The following is a 22098-nucleotide window of genomic DNA, read 5'->3' as shown; positions in this document are numbered from 1 at the left end:
GAGTACGTGAATTTGGTATCGTTCTTCTCGGGTCAAGTGTTTGTAGGTCATGGTGCTTCGTTGAGACTGGCTGGTCACAAAGAGCCCATCCTATTGACTCTTGGCCCACCCTATTTCTGAACGTTGCACTTCGTACTTGAATCCGCCCGTTCATTTTTTTTCGACCCACCCTCTTTCAGGAGCGTTTCATGACCCAACCCACCGGCCCCATCTACGACAAGCTGAAAACCCTGGGCATCACCCTGCCACCGGTCTCCACGCCGGCAGCGGCCTACGTGCCTTTTGTGCAGACCGGCAAGCTGGTTTTCCTCTCCGGCCACATTGCCAAAAAAGAAGGCAAAGCCTGGGTCGGCCAGCTCGGCAAGACCATGGGCACCGAGGAAGGCAAGGCCGCGGCACGCGCCATTGCGATCGACCTGATGGGCACGCTGCAGGCGGCCGTCGGTGACCTCGGCAAGATCACGCGCATCGTCAAGGTGATGAGCCTGGTCAACTCGACCGGCGACTTCACCGAGCAGCACCTGGTGACCAACGGCGCCAGTGAACTGCTGGGCGAGGTGTTCGGTCCTGCCGGCAGCCATGCGCGCAGCGCTTTTGGTGTCGCACAAATCCCCATGGGCGCCTGCGTCGAGATCGAGCTGATCGCCGAAGTCGCCTGACCTGACAGGCCGACAACAAAAAAAAAGGGGCGGCCACTGGCCGCCCCTTTTTGCATTCTGACGTTCGTTGAGACGCTGGTAATTCAGCTGGCGCCGGCGGCTCAGGCGCGCTCGGCCACCCAAGCCTGGACCGAGGCCAGCGCATCAGGCAGTTTTGCAGGCTCGGTGCCGCCGGCCATGGCCATGTCGGCCTTGCCGCCGCCCTTGCCACCCACCTGCTGGGCGACAAAGTTGACAAGTTCGCCGGCCTTGAGCTTGCCCACGCTGTCGGCGGTCACGCCGGCCGCGATCTGCACCTTGTCGCCGTCCACTGCGGCCAGCACGATGACCGCAGTCTTGAGCTTGTCCTTGAGCTTGTCCATGGTGTCGCGCAGGGTCTTGGCGTCGGCGCCTTCGAGCTTGGCGGCCAGCACTTTCAGGCCCTTGACATCGACCGCCTGCGACATCAGCTCGTCACCCTGCGATGAGGCCAGCTTGCCCTTGAGCGCAGCCACTTCCTTTTCAAGCGCCCGCACCTGGTCGAGCACCTGGCCGATACGGCCCTGCAGCTCGGAAGGGCTGGCCTTGAGCGAGCCGGCTGCTGACTGGACCGCGGCTTCGAGGGACTGCAGGTAAGCCAGTGCGTTCTCGCCGGTCACCGCCTCGATGCGGCGCACACCCGACGCCACGCCGGCCTCGGCCACGATCTTGAACAGGCCGATATCGCCGGTGCGCGTCACGTGGGTGCCGCCGCACAGCTCCTTGCTCGAGCCTATGCTGAGCACACGCACCTTGTCACCGTACTTCTCGCCGAACAACATCATGGCACCGGTTTTCTGGGCGGCTTCCATGTCCATCACGCTGGCGTCGGTGGCGACGTTGGCCAGGATCTCGGCGTTGACGCGCGCTTCGATCTCGCGGATCTGCTCGTCGGTCACCGGTGCATTGTGGGCAAAGTCGAAACGGGTTTTATCGGCATCGACCAGCGAGCCTTTTTGCTGCACATGGTCGCCCAGCACTTCGCGCAAGGCCTTGTGCATCAGGTGGGTGGCGCTGTGGTTGCGCACGGTGGCGGCACGCACGGCCAGGTTGACACGTGCCGACACATGGTCGCCCACGTTGAGCGTGCCTTGCGCCACGCTGCCGTGGTGGCCGTACACATCGGCCTTGATCTTGAGCGTGTCGCCGACCTCGAAGTGTGCCGAGCCGCTGACCAGTTCGCCCTGGTCGCCCACCTGGCCGCCGCTTTCGGCGTAAAACGGGGTGCGGTCCAGCACCACCACGCCCTGCTGGCCGGTCTTGAGCGCCACCACCGGCAGGCCGTCGGCGTACAGGGCGACAATTTTTCCACTGGCTTCCAGGGCTTCGTAGCCGGTGAACTCATTACCTTCGCCGGTGTACTCGAGCGCGCGGTCCATCTTGAACTTGCCGGCGGCGCGCGCCTGGTTTTTCTGTTTGTCCATGGCGGCGGTGAAGCCGGCCTCGTCGACCTCGACGCCGCGCTCACGGCAGACATCGGCCGACAGGTCCAGCGGAAAGCCGTAGGTGTCATGCAGCTTGAAGGCGACATCGCCGGGTAACTTAAGCCCAGTCCAATTTCGAATGAGGCAATGCAAGTTGGGCTGCCCAGGTAAGACCTTGTCAAACTGCCGCTTTGCCTCCGGTAGCTGATCCCTGTCTACTACAACGAAAATTGCAGGGTTTTTGTTATCTTGACCATAGCCCGTATAAAACAGGTAGTCACAGTCACCATATCTCGTGAGACTCTCGTTAAGGGTGTATTCAGGAAAACTGCTTCTCACTTGTTGGATATCCAGTGACCGATCCAGGATGTCCATGCCAGTAGCTAGAGTCTCAAAGAAACGCTCTTCCTCGGCCTTGAGCACGGCGGTGATGCGCGCCTCGTCAGTCCTGAGCTTGGGATAAGCCTCGCCCATCAGCTTGACCAGGTCGGCCACCAGCTTGTGGAAAAACGGCGTTTTCTTGCCCAGCTTGTAGCCGTGGCGGATCGCACGGCGGATGATGCGGCGCTGCACATAACCGCGGCCTTCGTTGGACGGGTTGACGCCGTCGCTGACCAGGAAGGCGGTGGCGCGGATATGGTCGGCGATGACAAACAGGGATTTGTTGCCGAGGTCCTTCTCGCCGGTCTCGCGGGAAGCCGCCTTGATCAGCGCGTCAAAGATGTCGATTTCGTAGTTGCTGTGCACATGCTGCAGGATGGCGGCCAGCCGCTCCAGGCCCATGCCGGTGTCCACGCAGGGCGCGGGCAGCGGCTTGACCGAGCCGTCGGGCTGCATGTCGAACTGCATGAACACGTTGTTCCAGATCTCGATGTAACGGTCGCCGTCCTGCTCGGGCGAGCCGGGCGGGCCGCCGGCGATTTCGGGGCCGTGGTCAAAGAAGATTTCGCTGCAGGGGCCGCAGGGGCCGGTGTCGGCCATCATCCAGAAGTTGTCGCTGGCGTATTTGGCACCCTTGTTGTCGCCGATGCGCACCACGCGTTCGGGCGGCAGGCCGATTTCTTTCGTCCAGATGTCGTAGGCCTCGTCGTCGTCGATGTACACCGTGGCCCACAGCTTGTCGGCCGGCAGCTTGTAGACCTCGGTCAGCAGCTCCCAGGCCCACTTCAGCGATTCGCGCTTGAAGTAGTCGCCAAAACTCCAGTTGCCCAGCATCTCGAAGAAGGTGTGGTGGCGTGCGGTGTAGCCGACGTTTTCCAGGTCGTTGTGCTTGCCGCCCGCGCGCAGGCAGGCCTGCACGGACGCGGCGCGCACGTAGGAGCGCTTGTCGGCCCCCAAAAACACGTCCTTGAACTGGACCATGCCCGAGTTGGTGAACATCAACGTGGGGTCATTGCCCGGCACCAGCGGGCTGCTTTCGACCACGGTATGGCCTTTGGATTCAAAAAAATCGAGAAAGGTTTTGCGAATGTCGGCGACATTCATGGTGGTTTGGGTCATGACAGATTGATCGTTGGGCAGAAATAGGGGCGTTCTCGGCTAGACTGCGCAAAGCACAGCAGGCCAACTGTGCATTATCGCCCGGCATCAGCGCAGGTGCCCGCCGGTTGCCGACAGGTTTCCATCGAGCGTGGGACGCACGGCGGTCAGAAAATTACTCAGGGACTCAGGCAACACCGCCCCTTTGCGCCAGGCAAGGCCTACCTCCAGGTGCGGCATCGGGTACGCCAGGGTCCTTGCTTCAATGCGATCACCTTCCAGAGACCAGGGGCGGTACAACATGTCCGGAAGCACTGAACACCCGGCACCCGTGGCCACCAGACTGCGCACCGCTTCCACAGAAGAGGTGCGGATCAGTATGTTGGGGTCGGATCCCCCGGCGTTCCACAGCGCGGTAGCCGTGTCGCCCAACTCGTCTGCCTGCAACAGTATCAGTGACTGCTCGGCGAGCTCCCTGGCCTCAATTCTTTCCTCGCTCGCCAAGCGGTGGTTGACCGGACACCAAACGCGCCAGCCCGAGCGAAGAACGGTCTCGGTCTCCAGTGCACGGTAATTCTGCAGTTGTGACACAACGATCAAGGCCACGTCCAACTCACCATTGATCAGCAAATGCTCCAGATAGTCACGCCGGTCTTCAGTGATTTGAACCTGGATCCGCGGAAATACCCGGCGAAACCGGTCCAGCAAAAACGGCAGGTAGTACCCCACCATCAGGCTGGTGACGCCAATGTTGAGGCTGCCTGTGACGGTATGGGGGCGCGAGGCCAGCGCGTCGCGCGCATTGCGCATGGCCACTTCAATCTGGTGGGCATGCCGCAAAAACTGGTGGCCCGCATGGGTCAGGGCCATGCCACGGGCCCGGCGCTCAAACAACAAGGTACCCAAATCGGCCTCGATCTGGGCAATGGCCGCCGACACCACCGATTGCGACACACCCAACTCATGGATTGCCGCCGAGATGGAACCCGATTCCGCGACCGCTATGAAATACCGAATGCTCTTAAAAGATGTACTCATATCGCCATTTCGTGATTTCAGGCACCTTTTTGGCCCATTTAGCGGGTGAACCCGGCAATGCACCTTTTCAAAACCCAGGGTTAACCATTAAACAAATGCTATTTGGTGCAAGGTTTCTGTTTTTCCGATGGATTGTATTGCCATGCGCGTATGGATCAAGCCTATCGCTCTCCCTAAGATGCCAGCAGGCCCGCAAACGCTGGCCACAACAACCCACGTCAGGAGCCTCTTTATGTCACAAGCCCGCGCATTACTCACCGGTTTGCTGGCGGTAGCCGCCGCCGCTTCCAGCTTCGCCAGTCCACCCTCATCCCTTGGCAAGGGTGAAGGGCAACTCAACATCATTGCCTGGGCGGGATATATAGAGCGTGGTGCAACCGTCAAGGAATACGACTGGACCACCGAATTCGAAAAGACATCCGGCTGCAAAGTCAACGTCAAGACTGCGGCCACTTCGGATGAAATGGTGTCTCTGATGAAAGCCGGTGGCTACGACCTGGTCACTGCCTCGGGCGATGCCAGCGGACGCCTGATCGCCTCCAAATTGGTGCAGGAAGTCAACGTGGGCCTGGTTCCCAGCTACAAGAACGTGGACCCGCGCCTTCAAAACGCTTCCTGGCACACCATTGATGGAAAGCACTACGGCGTGCCCTACCAGTCGGGCCCCAACGTACTCATGTACAACACCGATGTGTTCAAAAAGGCACCCGATTCCTGGGGTGTCGTGTTTGAAGAACAAACCCTGCCCGATGGCAAGTCCAACAAAGGCCGCGTACAGGCCTTTGACGGAGCCATCTACATTGCCGATGCAGCGCTGTACCTCATGACAAAGAACCCGGCGCTGGGCATCAAGGATCCCTATGAGCTGAATGAAAAACAATACGCTGCGGTTCTGGACCTGCTGCGGGCCCAGAAGAAATTGACTCACCGCTACTGGCACGATGCCACGGTGCAGATGAATGACTTCAAAAACGAAGGCATCGTCGCTTCCGGCTCCTGGGGCTTCATGGTCAATTCACTGAAAGGCGAGAAGAAGCCGATTGCCTCGGTCATCCCCAAGGAAGGCGCCACTGGCTGGGCCGACACCACCATGCTGCACACCAACGCCAAGAACGTGAACTGCGCTTACAAGTGGATGGAGCATCAACTCAGCGACAAGCTGCAGGCCCCCTTGGCCGAGTGGTTTGGCACTGTGCCGGTGACACCCGCGGCCTGCAAGGCCAAGGCACCTGGTGGCAGCGACTTCTGCAAGATCAATGGCTTTGACGACCTGAACAAGATCAAGTTCTGGAAGACCCCGCAAGCCAAGTGCACCACCCAGGGCACCTGTGTTCCTTATGCCAAGTGGGCGATGGACTACATCGCCATCATGGGCGGCCGTTGATCCGCAAAATCTGAAGGTGTGTATGCCAGTAGCCATCGAGTTTCAACAAGTATCCCGGCACTACGGTGAAGTCAAAGCGCTGGACAGCGTGAGCTTCACCGTGGAAGAAGGCGAGTTTTTTTCCATGCTGGGGCCGTCGGGCTCGGGGAAAACCACCTCGCTGCGGCTGATGGCGGGCTTTGAGCAGCCCACCAGCGGCAGCCTGACCTTGATGGGCAAAGAGGCTTCTGGCACACCGCCTTATGAGCGCGATGTGAACACGGTCTTTCAGGACTACGCCCTGTTTCCGCACATGAGTGTGCTGGACAACGTGGCCTACGGACTGATGGTCAAAAAAGTGGGCAAGGCCGAGCGCCATGCCAAGGCGCTTGACGCCTTGGCCATGGTCGCCCTGCCCGACCACGCCGAGCGCACGCCGGCCCAACTCTCCGGCGGTCAGCGCCAGCGTGTGGCCTTGGCCCGCGCACTGGTCAACCGGCCCCGTATTTTGCTGCTGGACGAACCCCTGGGCGCACTGGACATGAAGCTGCGCGAGCAAATGCAGGTGGAGCTGAAAGTGCTGCACCGCAAGCTGGGCATTACCTTTGTGTATGTCACGCACGACCAGGGAGAGGCCCTGTCCATGTCGGACCGCATTGCCGTTTTCAACCACGGCAGGATTGAACAAATAGCCTCGCCACGTGCGCTGTACCACCAGCCCCGCACCCGCTTTGTGGCGGACTTTGTGGGCAGCTCCAACGTGATCGACACGGCACTGGCGCAGACCATCACCGGACGGGCGCAGGCCTTTGCCGTGCGCCAGGAAAACATCGCCGTGGTCGCGCCCGGCGGCAGCGCCAAAGAGGGACTGCTGCAGGTCGAAGGCGAAGTGCTGGCCATCCAGTTCCTGGGGGCCAGCCAGCGCCTGGAAGTGCGGGTAGGCAACCAGACGCTGACCGCCATGCAGGCAGAGAGCGAAGCCGCGTCCACCCTCGCAGCCCATACCCAGGCAGGCCAACGCGTGGCCCTGAGCTGGTCGCAGCAGCACATGGTGATGCTGGACGTCTGAGGCCCCTGCCATGCGCGCACTCTCCAACTTTTTTTACCAGCGGCGCACACTCACGCTGCTGTTGATCCTGACCCCGCCCCTGCTGTGGTTTGGCGTGGTGTACGTGGGCTCGCTGCTCACCCTGCTGAGCCAGAGCGTCTTTACCTTTGACGACATGAGCATGTCGGTGGTGGCTGAATTCACCACGGCCAATTTCGAGAGCCTCATGGTGCCCGCCAACCTGGACATCGTGCTGCGCACCCTGGGCATGGCCATCGCGGTCACCCTGGGCACCGTGCTTATCGGCTTCCCCATGGCCTATTACATGGCCCACCATGCCAGCCCGGCAGAAAAAGGCTTTTTCTTTGTTGGCGTGATGCTGCCCATGTGGGCCAGCTACATCGTCAAGGCCTATGCCTGGACCGTGTTGCTGGCGCAAGGCGGCGTGATTTACTGGCTGCTGGACGCGCTGGGTTGGCGCGGCGCGCTACAGGCAGTGCTGCAACTCCCGGTGATTGGTGGCGACACGCTGGCCACCTCCAACCTGGGGCGCTTTCTGGTGTTCACCTACATCTGGCTGCCCTTCATGGTGCTGCCGATCCAGGCCGCCATCGAGCGCGTGCCGGCCAATCTGTTGCTGGCCTCGGGGGATTTGGGCGCCCGGCCGTTGCAGACCTTTCGCCATGTGCTGTGGCCGCTCGCCTTCCCGGGGGTGGTGGCGGGCTCGATCTTTACCTTTTCGCTCACTTTAGGCGACTACATCATTCCGCAATTGGTGGGGCCGCCCGGCCTGTACATCGGCAACATGGTCTACACCATGCAAGGCACCATTGGCAACATTCCCATGGCCGCGGCGTTTACCTGCGTCCCCATCGTGTTGATCACCATTTACCTGGCGATGGCACGCCGACTGGGGGCATTCAATGCGCTCTAAGCCAAAAACCTGGCGTCGCCCCAGCCTGCTGCGGGTGGCCGCCTATGCGGGGCTGGCTTTTTTGCACCTGCCGCTGGTGTTCATCGCGCTGTATGCCTTCAACAGCGATGACAGCGGCTACAGCTTCCCCATCCAGAGTCTGACGCTGCGCTGGTTTTACCGCGCGCTGGAGCGCACCGATATCCATGAAGCCATTGCCCTGTCGCTCTCGGTCGCTGCCATGGCCACCGTGATTGCCATGGTGCTGGGCACACTGACCGCTGCCGCCCTCAACCGCGACCGGTTCTTTGGCAAGGACGCCTTCACCACCATGCTGATCATGCCGATTGCCTTGCCCGGCATCGTGACCGGCATTGCGCTGCTGTCAGCCTTCAAGATGATGGAAGTGAACCCCGGCTACTGGACCATTGTGATTGGCCACGCCACCTTCTGCGTGGTCATCGTGCACAACAACGTGGTGGCCCGCCTGCGCCGCCTGCCCGACCGCCTGTGGGAAGCCTCCATGGACCTGGGAGCCGACACGCTCACCACGCTGCGCTACATCATCCTGCCCCAGCTCAGCACCGCGCTCCTGGCCGGCGGCATTCTGGCCTTTGCGCTGTCGGTGGACGAGCTGATCGTCACCACCTTTACCGCCGGGGCCAACCAGACCCTGCCCATCTGGCTCATGGGGCAACTGGGCCGCCCCCGCGAAGCCGCCATCACCAACGTGGTGGCGCTGGCCATCATGGTCATCACCATGCCGCTGATTCTGCTGGCCTGGCGCCTCACCCGCGACGGTGAAGCCAGCCCCAACGCCCGTTGATTGCCCGCTGAACCAAGCATCCCATTACCCTCAATCCTCTGGACTCTCCACCATGGCTGCAACACGATTTCCCACCCGACTCCTGATCAACGGCACCAGTGTCACCGGCGAAGGCCGGGCCGAAAACGTGCTCAATCCGTCCACCGGCGAAGTGCTGTGCGAAGTGCGCGAAGCCAGCGCGGACCAGTTGCGCCAGGCCGTGGACGCCGCCCACGCCGCGTTTCCGGCCTGGGCCGCACTCACCCCCAAGGACCGTAGCGCCTACCTGCTGAAAATTGCCGATGCCGTGGAGGCCCACGGCGACGAGTTCGCCATGCTGGAGTCCCTGAACTGCGGCAAACCCTTGAGCGCCGCCCGCAATGACGAGATTCCGGCCATTGCCGATGTGTACCGATTTTTTGCCGGTGCCATCCGCAACATGTCCGGCAGCCTGGGCGGCGAGTACCTGGCGGGCCACACCAGCATGATCCGACGCGACCCGCTGGGCGTGGTGGCGTCCATTGCACCGTGGAACTACCCGCTGATGATGGCCGCCTGGAAACTGGGCCCGGCCATTGCCATGGGTAACACCGTGGTGCTCAAGCCTTCGGAGATGACGCCGCTCACCACCCTGCGCTTTGGCGAGTTGCTCTCCAACATCCTGCCCCCGGGTGTGGTCAACATCGTGTGTGGCCGGGGCGACACGGTGGGCGCGCCGCTGATCCGCGACCCGCGTATCCGCATGGCCTCGCTCACCGGCGATGTATCCACGGGTAGCAAAATCATGGAATCCGCCGCACGTGGCATCAAACGCACCCACCTGGAACTGGGCGGAAAGGCACCGGTCATCGTGCTGGACGATGCCGACATTGCCAGCGTGGTCGAAGGCCTGCGTACTTTTGGCTATTACAACGCCGGGCAGGACTGCACCGCCGCCTGCCGTGTCTACGCCAGCGCCAGGATTTACGAGCGCCTGGTGGCCGACCTCAGCAGCGCGGTGTCTGGCATCCAGTTGGGCCTGCAGCAGGAACCCGGCGTCGAGATGGGGCCGCTCATCTCGGCCCGCCAGCGCGACCGCGTGGCCAGCTTTGTGGACCGCGCCAGCCAACTGCCCCATGTGGAGATCACCGCCGGTGGCAGCGCCTGGGGCACCGAGGGCTTTTTCTACAAGCCCACGGTGGTGGCCGGTGCCTTGCAGGACGACGAGATTGTGCGCAGCGAGGTGTTTGGCCCGGTGGTGTCCATCACACGCGTCAAGGACGCAGAGCAGGCTGTGGCCTGGGCCAATGATTCGGAATACGGCCTGGCCAGTTCGGTGTGGACCAGCGACGTGGGCCGCGCCATGAACATTGCTTCTCGGCTGCAGTACGGCTGCACCTGGGTCAACACCCACTTCATGCTGGTGTCGGAAATGCCGCACGGCGGCATGAAGCACTCCGGCTACGGCAAGGACATGTCGGTGTATGCGCTGGAAGACTACAGCTGCGTGCGCCATGTCATGGTCAAACACAACGCATAGCCCACGCACCAAGAGACACTTCCTCAAGTAAAGAGCACACGATGACCATTGCAAGCACCCCAACCAACGCCGCCCTCATGGCCCGCCGTAAAACCGCTGTACCACGGGGCGTGGGCCAGAGCCACGAAGTTTTTATCGCACGCGGTGAAAACGCCGAGGTGTGGGACGTGGAAGGCCGACGCTACATCGACTTTGCGGGTGGCATTGCAGTGCTCAATACGGGGCACTGTCACCCTGAAATTATTGCCGCTGTAAAGGCGCAACTCGACAACTACACCCACACCTGCTTCCAGGTGGTGGCGTACGAGCCCTATGTGGAGTTGGCAGAACGAATCAATGCACTGGCGCCTGGCAACTTTGACAAGAAGACCTTGTTGCTGAGCTCGGGGTCAGAGGCGGTGGAAAATGCCATCAAAATCGCGCGCGCCTACACCCAGCGCTCCGGCGTCATCGCGTTTACCAGCGGCTACCACGGGCGCACCCTTCTCACCCTGGGCCTGACTGGAAAAGTAGCGCCCTACAAAACCGGCTTTGGCCCGTTCCCCGCGGAAATATTCCATGCCCAGTTTCCCAATGCGCTGCATGGCGTGAGCGTGGACGAAGCCATCGCATCCGTGGAGAGCATCTTCAAGAACGACATCGAGGCCAACCGGGTGGCCGCCATCATTGTGGAACCGGTGCAGGGTGAAGGCGGTTTCAATGTGGCCTCGCCGGAATTTCTGCAACGCCTGCGCGCGCTTTGCGATCAGCATGGCATTTTGATGATTGCCGATGAAATACAAACCGGTGCCGGCCGCACCGGCACCTGGTTTGCCATGGAGCAAAGCGGTGTGGCACCCGACATGATCACCATGGCCAAGTCCATGGCAGGAGGCTTCCCCATCTCGGCGGTGGTGGGCCGTGCCGAAGTCATGGACGCGCCAGCCCCCGGCGGCTTGGGCGGTACGTATGCTGGCAGCCCCCTGGGTTGCGCCGCCGCACTGGCCGTGCTCAAGGTGTTTGAAAAAGAAAATCTGCTGGAGCGCAGCAGGACCCTGGGCGCACGCTTGACCACACGCCTGCAAGCCCTGGCCGCCCAACACCCCTGCATCGCCGATGTGCGCGGCTTGGGCGCCATGGTGGCGACTGAGTTGTGCAAGAACGGCGACGTGCACCAACCCGATGCCGACCTGACCAAACGCCTGTGCGCGGAGGCCACGCGTCGAGGGCTGATTTTGCTGTCCTGCGGAACCTACGGCAATGTCGTGCGGATTTTGGTGCCGTTGACCGCGAGCGATGCATTGGTGGATGAAGGCCTCCAGATGCTGGAAGCCGCTTTGACCACTTGCCTGGCCCCCTAGGCCTGCAACGATAATGGCCAACACAGACTTTCCACAACTTTTCATCTGCCGCCATGAACTCAACCACTGCCTCACCCCTGTCCCTCCTGAAAGATCCCAGCCTGCTCAAGACCGACGCCCTGATCAACGGCCAATGGGTCAAGGGCACGGCCCGTTTTGATGTGAACGACCCCGCCACCGGCCTCAAACTCGCCGACGTGGCCAACCTCGGCGCCAAGGATGCGGAAGCCGCGATTGCCGCCGCCAACGCGGCCTGGCCCGCCTGGCGCAGCAAGACCGGCAAGGAGCGCCACGCGATTTTGCTCAAGTGGTACCAGTTGCTCATGGCCAATGTCGAGGACCTGGGCCGCATCATGACCGCCGAGCAAGGCAAACCCTTTGCGGAAGCCAAGGGCGAAGTGGCCTACGGCGCGAGTTTTGTCGAGTGGTTTGCCGAAGAGGCCAAGCGCGTCAACGGCGAGACCCTGCCCCAGTTCGACAACAACCGCCGCCTGATGGTGATCAAGCAGCCCATCGGCGTCTGCGCCGCCATCACGCCGTGGAACTTCCCGCTGGCCATGATCACGCGCAAGGTCGCCCCGGCCCTGGCCGCCGGCTGCCCGGTCATCATCAAGCCGGCCGAGCTGACCCCGCTGACGGCGCTGGCCGCGGCCGAGCTGGCCATTCGCGCCGGCATTCCGGCGGGCGTGCTCAACATGATCACGGCCGACAGCGACAACTCCATCGCGGTGGGCAAGGTGCTCTGCGCCAGCGATGTGGTGCGCCACATCAGCTTCACCGGCTCGACCGAAGTGGGCCGCATCCTGATGGCGCAAAGCGCGCCCACCGTCAAGAAAATGTCGCTGGAGCTCGGCGGCAACGCGCCCTTCATCGTGTTCGACGATGCCAACGTGGATTCGGCCGTGGAAGGCGCCATGGCCAGCAAGTACCGCAATGCCGGCCAGACCTGCGTCTGCGCCAACCGCATCTACGTGCAGGACAGCGTGTACGACGAGTTCGTGGAGAAATTCGCCGCCAAGGTGCGCGCCGTCAAGGTAGGCAACGGCTTCGAGGACGGCGTGTCGCAGGGCCCGCTGATCGAGGACGCGGCGGTGGAGAAGGTGGCGCGCCATGTGGCCGATGCGGTCGCCAAGGGTGGCAAGGTGCTGGTGGGCGGCAAGAAGCTGAAAGGCCAGTTCTTCGAGCCCACGGTGCTGGCCAATGCCACGCCCGACATGCTGTGCGCGCGGGAAGAAACTTTCGGCCCCTTCGCCCCGGTGTTCCGCTTCAAGACCGAACAGGAGGCCGTGGATGCGGCCAACAACACCGAATTCGGCCTGGCGAGCTACTTCTACAGCCGCGACGTGGGCCGCATCTTCCGGGTGAGCGAGGCCCTGGAATACGGCATGGTCGGCATCAATGTGGGCGTTCTGGCCACCGAGCATGTACCATTCGGAGGTGTCAAACAGTCCGGACTGGGCCGCGAAGGCTCCCATCACGGCATGGATGACTACGTGGAAATCAAATACCTTTGTATTGGAGACATTCAGAAATGATCATAAATAAATACATTCAATCCGTTGTCTTGGCCTTCAGCGCCACCTTCCTCACCGGGTGTGCGGTCACCGCAGCGCCTGCCAAGCCCAAGGTGGTACTCCAGGTCAGCGACGGCGATGCCGCCAAATGGAACCTGGCCCTGAACAACGCCAAGAATGTGCAGCAGGAATACGGCGGCGCCGACAAGGTAAGCATCGAAATTGTGGCCTATGGTCCCGGCATCGGCATGCTCAAGTCCGACGCGACGACAAACAACCGCATTACCGAGGCCACCAAATCCGGCATTCAGGTCGTGGCCTGCGAAAACACCATGACGACCCAAAAGCTCACCAAGGCGGACATGAACGCGTCCATCAGCTATGCCCGTTCAGGCGTGGTTCAGCTCATGAAAAGGCAGGATGAAGGCTGGGCCTACGTGCGTCCTTGAGGCGCCGTCGCGCTCCCTGATGAAAGAAAAGCCAACCGGCCGGTTGGCTTTTATAATGCAGGCAAACATGCGGGTGTAGTTCAATGGCAGAACTTTTGCTTCCCAAGCAAATAGCGTGGGTTCGATTCCCATCACCCGCTCCATTTATGACTTTCATAACACGTCATAAACAGTCAAAAGTTGAATTAAATCAATAACTTAGGCTCTATTAAGCCGTCAAGTGCCGCCATGAGCACCCATTGCAACGCGGCATAGTTGGGGGTACAAACGGGGGAACAGAACAAGTTTTGTTCTTTTTCCTGGAGTTTGTTCCCCCATGCTTACCGAAATCACCTGCAAGGCAGCATCCTGCCCCACCGGCAAGGCCCGCGCACGATTCACCGACGCCGGGGGCTTGTACCTTGAAGTTTCCCCCAATGAGTCAAAGCGCTGGTTTTGGAAGTACCGTTTTGACGGCAAGGAAAAACGCCTGTCCCTGGGCAACTATCCAGCGGTAAAACTTAAAGACGTTCGCATTGCCCGCGATGACGCCCGCAAACTGCTGACGCAAGGCACTGACCCCGCCCAAAAGCGCCAGCTTGATAAAGCAACATCCCGCGTCAGTTCTGCCAACACTTACGAAAAAGTGGCGCGTGAGTTCCTGACGGTCAAGAAGAAAGAGTGGAGCGAAGTTCACAGCGCGAAGTGGATACGCCTGCAAGAGAGCAATCTTTTCCCCCGGCTTGGCAGTCTGCCACTGACTGAGATTACCGCCCCGCTGCTGCTGGATGCCCTGCGCCGGGTAGAGGCACGCGGCATCATCCAGACCGCCCACTACTTGCGCCAGTACGCTGGCCAGGTGTTCCGCTACGGGATCGCCACGGGCCGCTGTGTCAACGATCCCGCCCATGCGCTGCGTGGTGCCTTGCAGGCCGTGATCGTCAAACACATGGGCGCGGTACTGGAGCCTAAGCAGGCCGGTGAACTGCTGCGCGCCATCGAGGCATATCACGGGCACCCCACCACACGCGAAGCCCTGATTCTGTCTGCCCTGCTTTTTCAGCGCCCCGGTAATATCCGTCAAATGGAATGGACGTGGATTGACTTCGATAGCGCCATGCTGACCATACCGTCAAAGGACATGAAGCGCACCAAGCAAAGCAAGATCAGCGGCAGGCCGCACCTTGTCCCGCTGGCACCGCAGGCCATCGCCTGCCTGAAGCGCATTCACCCCCTGTCTGGTCATGGCCGCTACGTTTTCCCCAGCCTGCTGACCGGCGAGCGCCCCATGAGCGACAACACGGTCAACACCGCGCTGCGCCGTATGGGTTATGACAACACCGAGATGACCGCCCACGGGTTCCGGGCGATGGCGCGCACCATCCTGGGAGAACACCTGGACACTGACGGCGACGTGATCGAGGCCCAACTCGCACACGGAAAATCCGGGCCGTTGGGGAATGCCTACGACCGCACCACCTACATGGCGCAACGCCGCAAAATGATGATCGAGTGGGCAGACTACCTGGACACCCTGCGCATAGGCGCGAAGGTCATCCCGCTACGGGCATAAATACCGCGATGCCCTGACGCGGTTTATTCAGGGCAACAAGGCGGCAGGCAGAGGGTAAAAGGCCCAATGCCCGCCTAACCACAATTGAAAGTGAGTTCAATCATGGCTATCGAAAGTTTACCGCTGGGTCAATATAAGCGCGGTTTTGTTTTAGGCGCAAATGGCCATCAAAACGCGGGGATTGACGTTATGGGCGAAAAAATTCCGCAGCTTCACGCGCTGCTCAAAGTGTTGACTGACACTGAATGGAGTTGGAACGACGCCATCAAGACTGAATTGATATATCTTGCTTCGGGCGTTGCAAACGACATTCATGAGGCATATGAGGAATATCTGCATGAAAGTAATCTCCGCGAGAAAAAATTAGCTGCGTAACTTAGCAACCACCGCCGCGCCTTCGGGCGTGGCAACAAGGATCATGAATTGAGATTTATGAAAAAAGAGAAGAAAAAACCATCTGATTTACTCTCGCCCGCGAGTGTCGCGCGCGTGCGTGAAGCCCGCGCTGCAATGAGTGAGGAAGAGTGGGAAGAAGAATGCCGATTAAGAAACGAGAGCGCGGCACAGATGTGGATCGACATGAAACGAAACTTTGATGCATTCATCAACTCCCCCGAGGGGAAAGCTCGTGAAGCGCTGCGTGTTCGCCTTGAGGAAATTGTCGAAGACCCAGTTATCAGGCAATCGGAGACATGCGTCGAAATGCTCGATGCATTCATTTACTGCGTCAGCTACAGATGGGGAGCCGTAGATTCAGGAGCAATGATCGAGCCACTAGCTGAACACTTCAACAAGGTTAAGGCCGCTAGTGGCGGCAAAGCGAGGGTTGCGGCCGATCCTAAGCAACCACTGAAGGCGACAGTACGGACCTACTGGGATAGATGGCAAAAGCAAAATAATCTTTATTCCAGCAAGGCAGAATTTGCGCTAGACATGCTGCGAATGTTTGGCCCCGAGTCTGATGAAAAGGCACCTCTAAAAAGTGCAGATGTGCTTACCCGTTGGTGTAGGCAATGGAAAAAGGAAAACGCGACTCAGCCAGCCAAGTAGTGACTCAGCCAGCTAAGTAGTGACTCAGCCGGCTCGATGCTATAGATTTAATAGCAAGATAAATTCCTAATGCACCTATGTTCATTCATAAGGTGCATCATGCAACCAGATACTGTTAAACGCCGTCAGAATCGCCCGCAACCGCAATCCCTGCACGCCGTCCAAATTGCTGACGCGCTGCTGAAAATCCAGACGGTTATCTCCGTCACCGGCCTGTCTGAATCGACCATCCGGCGCAAGGTGGCCGATGGCAAATTTCCCCAGCCCATTAAGGACGGCACACGCTGCACCCGCTGGGTTGCGGGCAGTGTCACCAACTGGCTGCGCGCCAAAGTGCTGGCATGAGCGCGGCCCAGAAAAGCGAATGCCAGTCGGGGGACTGGCAAAACGCAAACCTCAAAACAGACGCCGCCACTGTAGCACCTGCTGAAAATATAGGCAAGCAGTACGCGACCCTGCAGGCGCAGTTTGCATTGTTGGGCCATAGCCTGCAACACACCCGCCGCGCCGACGATGGCCGGGTTACCTTTGTTGTCAGTCGCTGGAATCAGTCCCGATTTTTTAGCCATCTGAATGACGTGCGCGCTTTCCTGACTCAGATCGGCGGTGCAGCATGAGCTTTATCCGCGACCGCCTTCCTGATCCTGTCAGCTACTTTGAAAGTCAGGGCCAAAACCCAAAGGGGCCGGGCAAGTGGAAAACAATGGGCTGCACCTTTCACGGCGGCAGTGATTCCATGCGGATCAACTCCACCACCGGCACATGGGTTTGCATGGCTGGCTGTGGTGCGCGTGGTGGCGACGTGCTGGCCTATCACATGGCTGCGCACGGCCTCGACTTCATGAGCGCCGCTAAAGACCTGGGCGCATGGGTTGACGACGGAAAACCCAGCAAGCAACAGCGGCCCAAGCCGCTACCGGCGACGGAGGCAATCCGCGTGTTGGCCTTCGAGTCAACCCTGACAGCCATCGCCGCCGGGAATATCGCCCACGGCGTCCAACTCACAGATAAAGATCGCGCCCGGCTGTATGTCGCCGCCCAGCGCATTCAAACAATATCGGAGGCATTCGCATAATGAACACTCAAGAATATGAGCGCAACATGGCCGGCCTGGACGCCGCTGCTGGAATTGTTGAAAAAACCATCCCAGACGATGGCCCAGACAACCACCGCAACGCGCCGCAGCCTGATCCCGCCTGCCTTTACGGCCTTGTCGGCGATGTGGCGCGGGCCGGTGGCGACACGACCGAAGCCAACCCGTTCGCCGTCGCTGCAAACTTCATTGCCTTCATGAGCTGCGCTGTGGGCCGTGGGCCTTACATGGCCGTGGGCAACACTTGGCACCATACGCGGGGATTCTTCTTGCACATTGGCCGCTCAGGCCGTGGCCGCAAAGGTGACGCCGTGTCGCTTATCAGCCGTATCGAGCGGGCGCTAAAGGCACTGAGCCAAGACGCCACGCCTCAAGTTCACCGTGGCGGCTTGTCAAGTCGTGAAGGGCTGGTGTACCTTATCCATGATGGCTACACCGAGGGAAAAACCGAAGTTGAAGCCGTGCTGGACAAGCGCCTGCTGGTGATCGAGTCCGAGTTTGCCAACGTACTGCACCAAGGCAAGCGCGAAGGCAACACCTTGTCGGCAGCGCTGCGCGACTGCTGGGACGGCGTGAGCATGAAGCCCGCCACGAAAAGCAGCCGCCTTTGGGCAACTGACCCCCATATCGCCATGATCGGCGCGGTAACGCCTGGCGAGCTGCTGGGCCTGATGGCTTCGCGGGAACTGACGAACGGCTTTGCAAACCGTTTCATGATGTTTTGGGCCGAGCGTACCAAGATGCTGGCCTTCCCCCGCGCCACGCGCCAGGATGAGGTGGACGCCCTGGCCCTGCGCGTGCATGAGGTGCTGACGTTCTGCAAGGCCGAGCGCTGGGTAGAGAAAGACCATATGCGCGTGGAGCTTTCAACAGACGCCTGCAAGCTCTACGAAAAGCTCTACCACGGCGAGCTGAACGACAACTCAGCGGGCGAGCGCATCACCGCCCTGATCGAGCGCCGCGCCCCCATGCTGCTACGCATGGCGATGCTGTTCGCCCTGTGCGACCTGACCACCACCGTGGAGGTGCATCACGTCAATGCTGCGCTGGCGTGGGTTCGGTATTCAGTGGAAAGCGTGAAGTTCATTTTTGCAAGCGCCGCCGATGAGGTGGTCGTGGCAGAGACGAACGACACGGCGCAAAAGATCGTGGAGTTCCTGCGCCGAGAAAAACGGGTGACGCGCAAGCAAATCACGGTGAAGTGTTTCAGCGGGCACACCAGCAAAACCCGGATTGATTCCGCGTTGGATGAATTGCTATCGAGCAACCCGCCGCGCATCACGGTTGAAGAAGATCGCAGCGCACCGGGACGCCCGACTAAGTTTTATCAGTTCACTACCGCTAACTATGCGAACAAGGCTAACAACGAGCATCCATGCGGGCTAGAGCATGATTTTTTAGTTAGCGAACAAACTTTTAAAAGCGAACAATCAACCGGGGAACGTGAGTTAGTTAGCGAACTATTGATAGTTAGCAATGGCGAAAAAAACCCGCCAACCCGCGCCAGTGTTGATTATTCGCTTGATTCGCATAGTTCGCACACTTCGCAGGCCGATGCAGAAAAAACTGCTGACGTGGAGGAGTTCTAAGCATGAGTGCTCTGACCGTTTACCGCCGTCTCAGTGATTCCGGCGTGACCGTCTCGAACGATGGCGGCAAATTGGTAGCTTCGCCAGCGGCTCGCCTGACCGATGAGCTACGCGCCTTGATTCGGGACCACAAGCCCGAACTGCTGGAGCTACTGACCGACGCAAGCAAAACCACCGCCGAACTACTCAAGGCCGCCATGCGGGCCTGCGACCACCACGGCGACAGCAAGGCCGCCCGCGACCAGATGCGGGCCGAATGCCTGGCCACACCGCCGGCGCTGCAAGCCGACCTCCTGACTCACTTCAAACAAACCTATCCAGAAAGCAAGACATGATCGATTCCAGCCATATCGACACTATCGCCCACCATATCCAAGCAGCCCTTCATGGTGAGTCGCCGCTGAGCTTCAAGGACCCCGCCGCTGGCAGTCTGGTGCGCAGCATCGGCGCGTTGACCGCCAGAGAAATTTATCAAATAGGCTCCTTGACGATCCAGCTCATGCTGGCGCGTCAATTGGCATCGGCACATGCAGAGCGTGAAATCCGATTAATGCGTGACAGATCGCAACCACTGTGCTAAGCTTTGCGCCAATTGAGCGCAAGAAAATCCCAACGGGTTTTTCAAGTGTTCGCATGAATCGGCATCCCTACGGGAAAGCGCGCTTCTAGGCCATCAATCAATGAATCGGCTTAGGCGTGCTTTTTTTGCGCCTGGGCCACACCGAAAGAACATCATGTCAAAAGCTACATATCACGGCACCGAAGAAAGCGCCCGCAACGCCTGGACGACTCTTTGCGCTAAAAACGGTTTGCCGGAAGCCGTAAACATCGGCACCAACGCATCCAGCCTCTCAGAAGCTGAATTGCACGCCATGCGCAAGACCGCACGCCGCGCCTTGAACACAATCAGCGACACCCTCAAGCCTGCCGACTACACCGACGGCGTGACCGATGCCCTGGTATATGCAGGCAACTCGATTGCAGCGGTAAACGAAGCATTCGAGCGTATGCAAGAAGCTGAAAAATTCTTCGGCAAGCGTCAAGCATCCGGCGCGGCATCGAACGTCATGCGCAACAGCGCAGATTTTGCCAAACACTACAACACCGGAAATTCGCAAGAAGTCGGTGAGTTCGATATTGCCGATTACCTTCGCGGTATCGCAAACTTACGCACTACCCCGAGCGTCAAGAATGCCCTGAGCGTCGGCACCGACACCGCAGGCGGGTTTGCAGTGCCTGGTGTACTGATGCCCGGCATCCTGGGCGCAATGGTTCCTGTATCGGCGCTGCTGACCGCAGGCGCTGGCATTGTTCCCCTTGAAGAAAATGCAAAGACCTACACCGCCGCAGCGGTAAACGCCATCCCCACCGCAGCCTGGAGAGCCGAGGCGGGCACCTTGGCAACCAGTGATCCGACATTCCGCGCAGTGGTGGCGACCCCGCGCAGTTTGAGCTTCATGTTCAAAGTGTCGCGTGAGCTGCTGGCTGATGCTGTGGGTTTGACCGTCGCACTGAATCAAGCCATCGCGCAAGCCTTCGCAAAGGAGCTTGATCGTGCAGGTCTTCGCGGAACTGGCACCGCGCCCGAGCCGCGCGGATTGCTGAACACAGTTGGAATTCAGGCAGTGACCAACGGCGCCAACGGTGCAGCCCTTGCAGGTTATGCAAACCTGTTCAGCGGGTATCAGGCCATTCTGCAAGCAGACGGACCGGCACCTACTGCGGTCATCATGTCGCCGCGCAGCCTGATTAAGCTGGGTGGTTTGGTGGACACGACCGGCCAGCCAGTGAACATGCCCGCCATGCTGCAACCCGTCAAGCTGATCGCCACAAGTCAAGTCCCCAATACCTTGACGGTAGGCACATCAACTGATTGTTCTGAAATCTATGTTGGGGCATTCGACAATATGCACTTCGCCATGCGTGAGTCAGTAAGCATCCAGCTACTGCAAGAGGCTTACGCGGCAACGGGTGAAATTGGCTTTGCCTGCCATGTTCGCGCTGACGTGGTTGTCAACTACCCCGCAGCCTTCGCAGTGGTGACAGGCGTCCGAGCCTAAGCAACAAACACCAGCTCATCGAGAGAGCAACCCCATAGATGGGCTGGTGTACTCCGAGCAGGTGGCTTGCTTGTATCGGGGTATCTCGCGCAGAGAAAAGAGATGGGATTGCATGGCGCAACGGCGAGAAGACGTGGCGCGAGAAGGTTCACCGCAAGCGTTTCAACGCGCTGTGCTGCACACCTTCACCCCTAACAACGGATGCAAGCGCCAAGCACCCCGCCCGGCAGTAAAAGTTTAGAGCTTTTCCCGGCTAAACCGAGCTGTTCGGTTTGCTTCGCTAAACGTGGACAAAAAAAGGGGAAGGCCGGGGGGCTCCAAAGTCTGCCGCTTCGACCCCCCAAACCCGTCAGTTCCCTTTGATTTAACGCTAACCCACAACTTCCCGCGCATACACGCGCCCGCACGCGAGAGAGGACACCGCGCCATGAACCAGACACACGCACCCAGGCCACTGGCCGGGCCGCTACGGGCTCGAATCAACCGGCTGGCACATTCGCACGCCTTGCAACATGAGACACGCCTACGGGCTGCGCTGCTGGCACAGGTACAGACCGCCCGCGATGGTGGCGCATCGTTTGATGAACTGGCCGCGCTGGTTGCCAAGCTGGAAGCCGCGCCGCTTGGGGTGTGGGGGGGGCCTCAAACTTTGGAAGATGGTCATTCTGGACACCACTCTGTCTCTCACGCGCAGAAAATATCCCCCTTTTGAACTTTAATCAAATGCCGCCGCCCCCTAACAATGCCCTGAAACCCGCATGAATGCTGGGTTTGCGGGGTATTTTGAATTCAGCGAATGTTAAACATTTGCTGATTACTTGGGTCGTCTTGCCAATTGCGGATGTGCGTACGAATGGAACAGGTCGGTGTCCAGCGCCAAGGATGCAGAGACTGAGGCGCGGGGTGCCTATTGCCGCACCGCAACGACCCGGCGGCATGGCTGCTGGCGCTTATGACGGATGCCCGGCAAGACCTGAGACTAAGGATTGACGCTGCCCGCGCCTTGATGCCATTCCATCACGTCAAACTGTGACCCAGCGCCAAGGATGCAAAGGCCGAGATTCGTGTCCGTGCCCAGCGCCGGGCCGGGGAGATGTTGGCGGCGACGGAAAAGGCGACTGGGGCGAAGGGCAACCCGAACGGGCGTGGCGCTGAAATTGTGCGGTCGGAGGCAACGACCACACA

The 22098-nt window shown here is 59.9% G+C and carries 22 protein-coding genes and 1 tRNA gene; 21 read left to right on the top strand and 2 right to left on the bottom strand.

Features of this window, described 5'->3' with window-relative positions; all coding sequences use genetic code 11:
• The first annotated feature begins 188 nt into the window (after positions 1–188).
• A complete protein-coding gene (locus B7G52_RS19315; RefSeq protein ID WP_096699157.1) occupies positions 189–659 on the top strand; it encodes a RidA family protein in 471 nt (156 codons plus the stop codon).
• Positions 660–760: 101 nt separating this feature from the next.
• On the opposite strand, the gene alaS is transcribed toward B7G52_RS19315, so the two are convergent.
• Positions 761–3601 (bottom strand): alanine--tRNA ligase, encoded by a 2841-nt coding sequence (gene alaS, locus B7G52_RS19310; protein ID WP_096699155.1) that lies wholly within the window; start codon positions 3599–3601, stop codon positions 761–763.
• Between the two features lie 87 nt (positions 3602–3688).
• Positions 3689–4618 (bottom strand): LysR family transcriptional regulator, encoded by a 930-nt coding sequence (locus B7G52_RS19305; RefSeq protein ID WP_096699153.1) that lies wholly within the window; start codon positions 4616–4618, stop codon positions 3689–3691.
• 232 nt (positions 4619–4850) lie between these two features.
• Between B7G52_RS19305 and B7G52_RS19300 the strand changes: the two genes are divergently transcribed.
• From B7G52_RS19300 to B7G52_RS23425, 20 genes are all read left to right on the top strand, one after another.
• On the top strand, positions 4851–6002 hold the full coding sequence (locus B7G52_RS19300; RefSeq protein ID WP_096699151.1) for an ABC transporter substrate-binding protein: 1152 nt from the start codon (positions 4851–4853) through the stop codon (positions 6000–6002).
• Between the two features lie 22 nt (positions 6003–6024).
• Entirely contained in the window at positions 6025–7050 is a 1026-nt protein-coding gene (locus B7G52_RS19295) for an ABC transporter ATP-binding protein (protein ID WP_096699149.1), read from the top strand.
• Positions 7051–7060: 10 nt separating this feature from the next.
• Positions 7061–7963 carry an ABC transporter permease gene (locus B7G52_RS19290; RefSeq protein ID WP_096699147.1) on the top strand — a complete coding sequence of 301 codons (903 nt, stop codon included), beginning with the start codon at positions 7061–7063 and terminating at the stop codon, positions 7961–7963.
• Positions 7953–8768, top strand: coding sequence for an ABC transporter permease (locus B7G52_RS19285; protein ID WP_096699146.1), 816 nt, complete (start codon positions 7953–7955; stop codon positions 8766–8768). The genes B7G52_RS19290 and B7G52_RS19285 overlap by 11 nt, the downstream gene beginning before the upstream one ends.
• Positions 8769–8820: 52 nt before the next feature.
• Complete coding sequence (locus B7G52_RS19280; protein ID WP_096699145.1) at positions 8821–10266, top strand: gamma-aminobutyraldehyde dehydrogenase; 1446 nt, start codon at positions 8821–8823, stop codon at positions 10264–10266.
• Positions 10267–10307: 41 nt separating this feature from the next.
• The gene (gabT, locus tag B7G52_RS19275) at positions 10308–11606 is read left to right on the top strand and encodes a 4-aminobutyrate--2-oxoglutarate transaminase (protein ID WP_096699144.1); all 1299 of its coding nucleotides are present in this window, start codon (positions 10308–10310) and stop codon (positions 11604–11606) included.
• Between the two features lie 53 nt (positions 11607–11659).
• Complete coding sequence (locus tag B7G52_RS19270; protein WP_096699143.1) at positions 11660–13141, top strand: NAD-dependent succinate-semialdehyde dehydrogenase; 1482 nt, start codon at positions 11660–11662, stop codon at positions 13139–13141.
• A complete protein-coding gene (locus tag B7G52_RS19265) occupies positions 13138–13569 on the top strand; it encodes a DsrE family protein (RefSeq protein ID WP_096699142.1) in 432 nt (143 codons plus the stop codon). Before B7G52_RS19270 ends, B7G52_RS19265 begins: the two co-directional genes overlap by 4 nt.
• Before the next feature lie 69 nt (positions 13570–13638).
• A tRNA-Gly gene (locus B7G52_RS19260) sits at positions 13639–13712 on the top strand.
• A 173-nt stretch (positions 13713–13885) separates the two neighbouring features.
• On the top strand, positions 13886–15121 hold the full coding sequence (locus B7G52_RS19255; RefSeq protein ID WP_096699141.1) for an integrase arm-type DNA-binding domain-containing protein: 1236 nt from the start codon (positions 13886–13888) through the stop codon (positions 15119–15121).
• 102 nt (positions 15122–15223) lie between these two features.
• Positions 15224–15496, top strand: a complete 273-nt coding sequence (locus tag B7G52_RS19250; RefSeq protein ID WP_141397501.1) for a hypothetical protein — start codon at positions 15224–15226, stop codon at positions 15494–15496.
• Positions 15497–15553: 57 nt separating this feature from the next.
• Positions 15554–16171: a hypothetical protein gene (locus B7G52_RS19245; RefSeq protein ID WP_141397500.1), complete on the top strand. Its 618-nt coding sequence runs from the start codon at positions 15554–15556 to the stop codon at positions 16169–16171.
• A gap of 99 nt (positions 16172–16270) precedes the next feature.
• Complete coding sequence (locus B7G52_RS19240) at positions 16271–16516, top strand: AlpA family transcriptional regulator (protein ID WP_096699138.1); 246 nt, start codon at positions 16271–16273, stop codon at positions 16514–16516.
• Positions 16513–16788 carry a hypothetical protein gene (locus B7G52_RS19235; protein WP_096699137.1) on the top strand — a complete coding sequence of 92 codons (276 nt, stop codon included), beginning with the start codon at positions 16513–16515 and terminating at the stop codon, positions 16786–16788. Before B7G52_RS19240 ends, B7G52_RS19235 begins: the two co-directional genes overlap by 4 nt.
• The gene (locus B7G52_RS19230) at positions 16785–17246 is read left to right on the top strand and encodes a hypothetical protein (protein WP_096699136.1); all 462 of its coding nucleotides are present in this window, start codon (positions 16785–16787) and stop codon (positions 17244–17246) included. Before B7G52_RS19235 ends, B7G52_RS19230 begins: the two co-directional genes overlap by 4 nt.
• Positions 17246–18853 carry a DUF3987 domain-containing protein gene (locus B7G52_RS19225; protein ID WP_240523534.1) on the top strand — a complete coding sequence of 536 codons (1608 nt, stop codon included), beginning with the start codon at positions 17246–17248 and terminating at the stop codon, positions 18851–18853. Before B7G52_RS19230 ends, B7G52_RS19225 begins: the two co-directional genes overlap by 1 nt.
• 2 nt (positions 18854–18855) lie before the next feature.
• Entirely contained in the window at positions 18856–19188 is a 333-nt protein-coding gene (locus tag B7G52_RS19220; RefSeq protein WP_096699135.1) for a hypothetical protein, read from the top strand.
• Positions 19185–19433 carry a hypothetical protein gene (locus tag B7G52_RS19215; protein ID WP_096699134.1) on the top strand — a complete coding sequence of 83 codons (249 nt, stop codon included), beginning with the start codon at positions 19185–19187 and terminating at the stop codon, positions 19431–19433. Before B7G52_RS19220 ends, B7G52_RS19215 begins: the two co-directional genes overlap by 4 nt.
• Before the next feature lie 154 nt (positions 19434–19587).
• Positions 19588–20913: a phage major capsid protein gene (locus tag B7G52_RS19210; protein WP_170954812.1), complete on the top strand. Its 1326-nt coding sequence runs from the start codon at positions 19588–19590 to the stop codon at positions 20911–20913.
• 427 nt (positions 20914–21340) lie between these two features.
• Positions 21341–21625, top strand: a complete 285-nt coding sequence (locus B7G52_RS23425) for a hypothetical protein (RefSeq protein ID WP_141397499.1) — start codon at positions 21341–21343, stop codon at positions 21623–21625.
• Positions 21626–22098 lie beyond the last annotated feature (473 nt).

The organism is Polaromonas sp. AER18D-145 (assembly GCF_002379095.1).
Lineage (GTDB): Bacteria > Pseudomonadota > Gammaproteobacteria > Burkholderiales > Burkholderiaceae_C > Polaromonas.
Note: the sequence above shows the minus strand (reverse complement) of the source record. Positions and strands in the feature narration are given on the sequence as shown.